Genomic DNA, 7,223 nt, shown 5'->3' on the forward strand with positions numbered 1-7,223 from the left:
TATCATAATCATCCCCTAAAATCCGTTGCCAAATTTGACTAGCCCTTCCACCGACAAATATAGATGGATCCAAATGATCAACCGATAAACCTTTTGTCGCTAAAAAATTCACTCGACGTTGAAAATAGAATGTTTCTGTATCAAAAAGTACACCATCCATGTCGAAAATAATTGCTTTTACCATACTCGCCTCCTATTACTTTAATTGTAACACAGTTGAAAGAAGAAAATGTTTTTCTGAAATTTTCATACTTACCTCTTGTTCGCTTTTCGATAAAATTCTTGGCAAGATTTGTCTGAACATACTGACAATTTCATATCATTCTGCTATAATAGAAAAAAATATCCAAGGAGATGAGAATGAAAGTTATTAAATTTGGGGGAAGCTCACTTGCTTCAGCTGGACAGTTAGAAAAAGTTTTCAATATTGTTCAATCTGATTCAGAACGTCGCTTTGTTGTTGTGTCTGCACCTGGAAAACGCAATGCCGAGGATACTAAAGTTACTGATGCGTTGATTAAATATTATAAAGAATATGTTAACGGAAAAGATGTGACTGCCAGTCAAGAATGGATCATCAACCGCTATCAAGCAATGGTTGACGAACTTGGTTTCACAGCTAACAGCATGAAGAAAATCGCAGACAGCATCATCTCTTTGGCAAGCCTACCAATTGATGATAACGAATTCCTTTACGACGCTTTCTTAGCAGCTGGTGAAGATAATAATGCCAAATTGATTGCCGAATATTTTACCCACAGAGGATTGCCTACACGCTATGTCCATCCTAAAAAAGCTGGTATTATCGTCAGCTCCGAACCAGGAAATGCTCGCATTTTGCCTTCCAGTTATGACAAAATCGAAGAGCTTCGTGATACAGATGAAGTACTCATTATCCCAGGATTCTTCGGTGTAACTGTTGATAACCAGATTTGTACCTTCTCACGAGGTGGATCGGATATTACAGGTTCCATCATTGCTGCCGGGGTTAAGGCTGACCTCTATGAAAACTTTACAGATGTCGATGGTATTTTTGCTGCCCATCCTGGCATCATTAAAAATCCACATTCAATCAAAGAATTGACCTATCGTGAAATGCGAGAATTAGCTTATGCAGGTTTCTCCGTCCTCCACGATGAAGCCCTCCTTCCTGCCTATCGCGGGCGGATTCCATTGGTTATTAAAAATACCAATAACCCAACTCACCCTGGTACCCGAATTGTACACAAACATACCGAGCAAACAGTTCCTGTTGTCGGCATTGCTGCAGACGACGGTTTTGTCAGCATTAACTTGTCCAAATACTTGATGAACCGTGAAGTTGGTTTTGGTCGCAAGGTGTTGCAAATTCTCGAAGATCTCAATATTCGCTGGGAGCACATGCCGACCGGGATTGACGATTTATCCATCGTAGTCCGTGAGCGTGAATTGACTCCTATTAAGGAAGAAGAGATCCTTCGTCAACTCAATACGAAAATGGAAGTTGACAAGGCCGAAATCGAACATGGTTTATCTATTATCATGATTGTTGGTGAAAATATGAAGAGCCATGTCGGTGTAACAGCTACCGCTACCACCGCCCTCTCTAAACAAAACGTCAACTTGGCAATGATTTCACAGGGAGCCAGTGAAGTTTCTGTTATGTTCGTTGTCAAAACCGAAGAAAAGAAACGCGCCCTGCACGCACTCTATGAAGCTTTTTTTAACGAGCAATAATCACAACGAGGTCGGTCAGTTCCCTCTTCATACTCTTCGAAAATCAAAATCAGACATTGTTGACTTGATTTGATAAGTGTCAAGCTCCACTAGAGCTTGACAGCCTGCTACCATAAAATAAGAAAGTAGCTGGGTTATATCTGCTCTTGGAGAAACGAACTTCGTTCACTCTATCCCCAAGCTTCAAAGGTTTCCCAAACCTTTGGAGCTAGTCTGATTTTAATTTTCATCGAGTACCAATTAAAATTTGAATAAACAAAAATAGCTTAGAATCAACGTTTCTGACGATGCAATTCTAAGCTATTTTTTTAGGCTTTTTATACGAAAACTCAAGGTTAGTGTCAACATCTCAGCGCAGTGGTTGATTGGGTTTAACAGTCCAGTGGACTATTTTAGCCCGAGCCAACTGCTTGGAAGTGAGGGGAACTCTTTTTGACCTAGTCGAATCTTTCCCACTCCCCTTACATCGAAGTAATAAAAGTCAACTAAATGACGATATTTGTATTATAGACAATATCTAGGTAATACTGCTCTAATATTTTACCCTTCTATTCTAGCGAAAGAGGCGGATTATCGTCACTTTTACTATCGCTGTTATTCAAAAATTCGAGGTAGGCGATCTGTCAAAAGACAAACAACCTCGTAATTTATGGTTCCGATGCGATCAGCCCACTCCTGAACAGAGATCGTTTTATCTCCATCTTGACCGATTAGGGTGACTTTTTGACCAAGTGGATAAGCATGAGGTAAACGAATGGTGATCTGGTCCATCGAAATACGCCCTACAATTTCACAGACTTGCCCATCGACTAAGACTGATAAGCCCTGTAAGCTTCGTACGAGACCATCTGCATATCCTATCGGAACGGTCGCAATCCATTCTGAGTCGGTGCTGTGATAAGTAGCTCCGTAGCCAATTGTTGTGCCAGCTTCAACCTGCTTTACATGAACAATTTCAGATACGAGAGATAAGGCTGGTTGAACCTCAAACGGGAGTTCTAGTACTCGTCCACTCGGATTAAGTCCATAAAGAATGTTTCCCAAACGAACCAGGTTAAATACAGTATCAGCATGCCAAATGCTTGTTGCTGAATTGCTGGCATGAATCCAGCGCGGAGTAATTGGTAGAACATCCAAAAATTCTTTAAAAACAGACAGTTGACTCTCGAAGTGCACCTGATCAACCTCATCCGCAGTAGCAAAATGAGTATAGACTCCTTCGATGTCATACTCTAATTCTTCAAGGATAGCAATCGCTTGTAGCAAATCGGCTATTTTTCTAAAACCAATCCGCCCCATACCGGTATCTAGCTTAAGATGGACAGTTAGACCAGATAAATCAGCCTCCAAGTCTTTTGCATCTTGCAACCAGTCCAGACTGGCAACTGTCACACTGATATTGAGTTGATGAGCTACTGGTAAAAAACGTACAGGAACCACTCCTAAAATCAAGATAGGGTGCTCGATACCTGCTTTACGTAGCTCTAATGCTTCATCCAAATTCGAAACACAAAAACCAGCTGCTTGACTGGATAACTTTTTCGCTACCGCAACAGCTCCATGACCATAAGCATTCGCTTTAACAACAGCAAATGCTTCGGTCTTAGAGGGCAAGTTGGTCATTACTTGCTCGAAATTTTCCGCAATCGCATCTAAGTTAACCCGAATTTGCGTGGGTCGATGTTCACTTTCAATCATCTTTCTCCTCCAAAATCACACTAGCTTGTACAAAATTTCCTGAATGGCTAATGCTGAGCCAAATATTCCCATCAAAGGGACTCTTCGTCACATAGGGAACTCCTTTGCTGGTGTTCAGAATTTCAATATCATGAAATCCTATCTTACCAATGCCTGTCCCCAAGGCCTTGGTCAGCGCTTCTTTGGCTGACCAACGTCCAGCTAAATATTCTAACTGACGGCGACCGGACAGACTTTGATACCGTTCAAATTCTTTCTCTGTGAGAATCTTTTTGGGAAACCCTTGGTGTTTGATTCTGGCACTTTCAATCGCCTCCATCTCCTGAAGGTCAATGCCATGTCCTACTATCATTAATCGGTCTCCTTTTGCATAGTCATTTCATTTATTAAAATAAACGAAATGACTCTAGTGACTTGTCTAAAAATTGCAAAAGGACTGGACAGCCGTCCAGTCCACGCGTCATTCCTATTTACGGCCGTGACAATTTTTAAATTTCTTACCAGACTGGCATGGGCATGGATCATTACGATCAACACCTTCAAAAGATACATTCTCCTGAATTGCATGCGATTGGTTCGGCATAATATTCTTAACAGCTGTCGTATGTGCTTCTTGACTTGTACGCTCACGCTCAATATTGTCATGAATTTGCGCCTTCATCATCAAGCGGGTTACTTCAAACTCGATAGCCCCAATCATATCGTTGAACATAGTAAATGCTTCTGATTGATATTCAACGATTGGATTGTTTTGAGCATATCCACGAAGACTGACTGCATTGCGCAATTGATCCAAGGCATCAATATGGTCTGTCCATTTATTATCCACAACACGAAGGATAAGAACTTTCTGGAATTCGCGTACACGTTCTTCATCGCGTAATTTTTTCACTTGCGAATCATAGACTCTCAAAGCACGTTCATAGAGCTCTTCGACAATCTCTTTCTGATTCATTGCTTCAAAAGTAGCTTTACTCAAGGTATCATCTTCAACGAGATTTGCATGCGCAAATTTGATAATTCCATCAATAGCTTCATCTTTCGAACCAAGGAAGTGACCAGCAACTTGGCGTTCAATCGTCCGTTTCATCATCGCTTTGATTTCAGGAGCCAAATCACGGTCAGCAGTAATAACATCCTGGCGTTGGCGATAGATGATTTCACGTTGCTCACGCATCACATCGTCATATTGAAGGACTTGTTTACGTGAGTCGTAGTTGTTCCCTTCCACACGCTTCTGAGCAGATTCAACTTGACGTGTCAACATTTTAGACTTGATAACGGACTCTTCTTCCGTTAGATTCATACGCTCCATAAATACTTTGATGCGTTCTGAACCAAAGCGTTTCATCAAGTCATCTTCGAGAGATAGATAGAATTGTGATTCACCTGGGTCACCTTGACGACCTGAACGTCCACGAAGCTGGTTATCAATACGACGACTTTCATGGCGCTCAGTACCAATAACACACAGCCCACCAAGTTCACGTACCCCTGGACCTAACTTAATATCGGTACCGCGTCCCGCCATGTTGGTCGCAATAGTGACCGCACCACGCTGACCAGCATTCATAATAATCTGCGCTTCACGATAGTGGTTTTTAGCATTCAATACTTCGTGAGGGACACCAGCAGCTACTAATTTTTGAGAAATCAAATCAGAAGTTTCAACCGCAACTGTACCGACCAAGACAGGTTGCCCTTTCTCATAGCGTCTCTTCACATCCGCAATAACGGCATTGAATTTGTATTCTAGACTTGGATAGAGTAAATCTTCGTGGTCAACACGCGCGATTGGGCGGTTGGTTGGGATTGGTACAACACGGATGTTGTAGATTTCACGGAATTCTTCCACTTCTGTTTTACCAGTACCCGTCATCCCTGATAATTTTTTATACATACGGAAAAGGTTTTGGTAGGTAATAGAGGCACTTGTCTTAGACTCGTTTTGAACCGGTACACCTTCCTTAGCTTCGATGGCTTGGTGAAGTCCATCAGAATAACGACGACCTTCCATCGTACGACCTGTAAATGGATCGATAATCATAACCTCTTGGTCTTCATTGACCAGATAGTCAATATCATAGGTCATGATGTAGTTGGCACGAAGTGCATTATCCAAGAAATGGGTAATGGCTACATTTTCAATATCGTAGAGGTTATCTAACTTGAAGAATTTCTCTGCTTTGTCAATACCTGAATCAGACAGACCAATCGTTTTAGATGGAATGTCAATGATGTAATCTTCTGTTGTCAAAGATTTAACAAGATTATCTGCCAAGAAATACAACTGGTTTGTTTCAGAACCTTGTGCACCAGATACAATCAACGGCGTACGAGCTTCGTCAATCAAGATTGAGTCAACTTCATCGACCAAGGCGTAATTGAGAGGACGTTGAACCATGTCCTCTGCACGCACAACCATATTGTCGCGGAGGTAGTCAAAACCAATCTCTGAGTTGGTTGAATAAGTAATATCGCAGTTATAGGCCTCACGTTTTTCCAAGGGTGATTTAGCAGCTAAGTTGATACCAACTGATAGACCAAGCCATGAGTACAATTCACCCATTTCAGTCGCATCACGAGTAGAAAGATACTCGTTAACCGTCACTACGTGAACACCTTGACCAGACAAGGCATTCAAATAAACAGGCATCGTTGCAGTCAGAGTTTTACCTTCACCTGTACGCATTTCCGGAACGTCACCGTTGTGAAGAACGATTCCCCCCATAACCTGAACCTTGTAGGGATAGAGACCCAATACTCGACGAGCTCCTTCACGGACTACCGCATAAGCCTCGTACAAAAGATCGTCGAGGGATTCGCCGTTATTGTATCGCTCCTTGAATTCTGCTGTCTTAGCTTGCAACTGTTCATCAGTCAGCGCTTCCATTTCATCGGCATACGAGAAGACCTTGTCTGCCATTTTCTCAAGTTTTCTTAGCTCTCCCTTATCATTTTCAATGAGAGAACGAAGTACATTTGTTACCATATCATTCATCCTATTTCAATTTTAGTCAATAATATATTGTAGCAGAAAATTAGGCAATTTTCAAGGTTTGGCACTAGGATACACAGTATTCTTAGATAAAAATACCATAATCTGGAAAAATTTCTACACAGTAATATTACATTGCTAAAAAGAACATGATTAAGACACCAATTACTAACATAAATTCCAGGATACCATCCTCTATCTCTAGTAAAAATATACCATTTAAAATTTTAAAAAAATATGCACTATTGCCCCAAAAATGTGAACGATTTGGCATTTTTTTATACAAGTAGTATAATCTGATTGTACAAGTAAATATGTAAAAAGGAGAGAAAAATGTATACCAAGAAAATCGCTCTTAAACAACTAGCCATGTCTAGTACTTCAGTAGCCATTGTGAGTAGCCTATGGGGAAGCTAGCCTCCTATAGTTTACGCAAACGATGCATCGACGGTATCTGTTCAATATCAATATATTGCACAAGATGAACTAACAAGTTCAGAGAGGGATTCTATCTTATCTAAGCTGAAAACTGTCTTACCTTCCAAAGAAACAGCTACGGAGAATCAAACAATCTATCTCATCTACAAGACCGAACCTAAAAAAATATTTGAGATTCTTCCAGCTACAGGGGAGACTGGAATCAATCTATTAACGATTGGAGGGGGACTTCTTCTAGTTCTAGGAATAAGTTTGGTCGGAAAAGGCAAAAAGAAAGGGAGCGGGAAAGAACTCGTCTGGTCTAAAACATACTAAGATTAGTAGTGAGGAAATCTCCGACGGGAGAGAGTAGTCACTACTTTTTCTTTATGTT

At 41.0% G+C, this 7,223-nt stretch carries 5 protein-coding genes and 1 pseudogene; 2 read left to right on the top strand and 4 right to left on the bottom strand.

What is annotated here, in order from left to right; genetic code table 11:
- Positions 1–184: pseudogene (locus P7J58_RS10980) on the bottom strand (HAD family phosphatase); the annotation flags it as partial.
- A gap of 176 nt (positions 185–360) precedes the next feature.
- On the opposite strand from P7J58_RS10980, the gene P7J58_RS10985 reads away from it, so the two are divergent.
- A complete protein-coding gene (locus P7J58_RS10985; RefSeq protein ID WP_105147685.1) occupies positions 361–1,716 on the top strand; it encodes an aspartate kinase in 1,356 nt (451 codons plus the stop codon).
- Positions 1,717–2,310: 594 nt separating this feature from the next.
- Here P7J58_RS10985 and alr read toward each other — a convergent pair.
- The 3 genes from alr to secA form a co-directional block, all read right to left on the bottom strand.
- Complete coding sequence (gene alr, locus P7J58_RS10990) at positions 2,311–3,414, bottom strand: alanine racemase (RefSeq protein ID WP_099777056.1); 1,104 nt, start codon at positions 3,412–3,414, stop codon at positions 2,311–2,313.
- Complete coding sequence (gene acpS / locus P7J58_RS10995) at positions 3,407–3,766, bottom strand: holo-ACP synthase (protein ID WP_012027718.1); 360 nt, start codon at positions 3,764–3,766, stop codon at positions 3,407–3,409. Before acpS ends, alr begins: the two co-directional genes overlap by 8 nt.
- Before the next feature lie 114 nt (positions 3,767–3,880).
- A complete protein-coding gene (gene secA, locus P7J58_RS11000) occupies positions 3,881–6,406 on the bottom strand; it encodes a preprotein translocase subunit SecA (RefSeq protein WP_408556343.1) in 2,526 nt (841 codons plus the stop codon).
- A gap of 618 nt (positions 6,407–7,024) precedes the next feature.
- On the opposite strand from secA, the gene P7J58_RS11005 reads away from it, so the two are divergent.
- Positions 7,025–7,165, top strand: coding sequence for an LPXTG cell wall anchor domain-containing protein (locus P7J58_RS11005; RefSeq protein WP_408572587.1), 141 nt, complete (start codon positions 7,025–7,027; stop codon positions 7,163–7,165).
- The last annotated feature ends 58 nt before the right edge of the window (positions 7,166–7,223 follow it).

Origin of the sequence: Streptococcus suis (assembly GCF_046032535.1) — a bacterium.
GTDB lineage: Bacteria > Bacillota > Bacilli > Lactobacillales > Streptococcaceae > Streptococcus > Streptococcus suis_AK.

What these genes read in the sequence shown, in the direction of transcription:
- P7J58_RS10985 (WP_105147685.1), top strand. Translation starts at nt 361, where the DNA reads ATGAAAGTTATTAAATTTGGGGGAAGCTCACTTGCTTCAGCTGGACAG.
- alr (WP_099777056.1), bottom strand. Translation starts at nt 3,414, where the DNA reads ATGATTGAAAGTGAACATCGACCCACGCAAATTCGGGTTAACTTAGAT.
- acpS (WP_012027718.1), bottom strand. Translation starts at nt 3,766, where the DNA reads ATGATAGTAGGACATGGCATTGACCTTCAGGAGATGGAGGCGATTGAA.
- secA (WP_408556343.1), bottom strand. Translation starts at nt 6,406, where the DNA reads ATGGTAACAAATGTACTTCGTTCTCTCATTGAAAATGATAAGGGAGAG.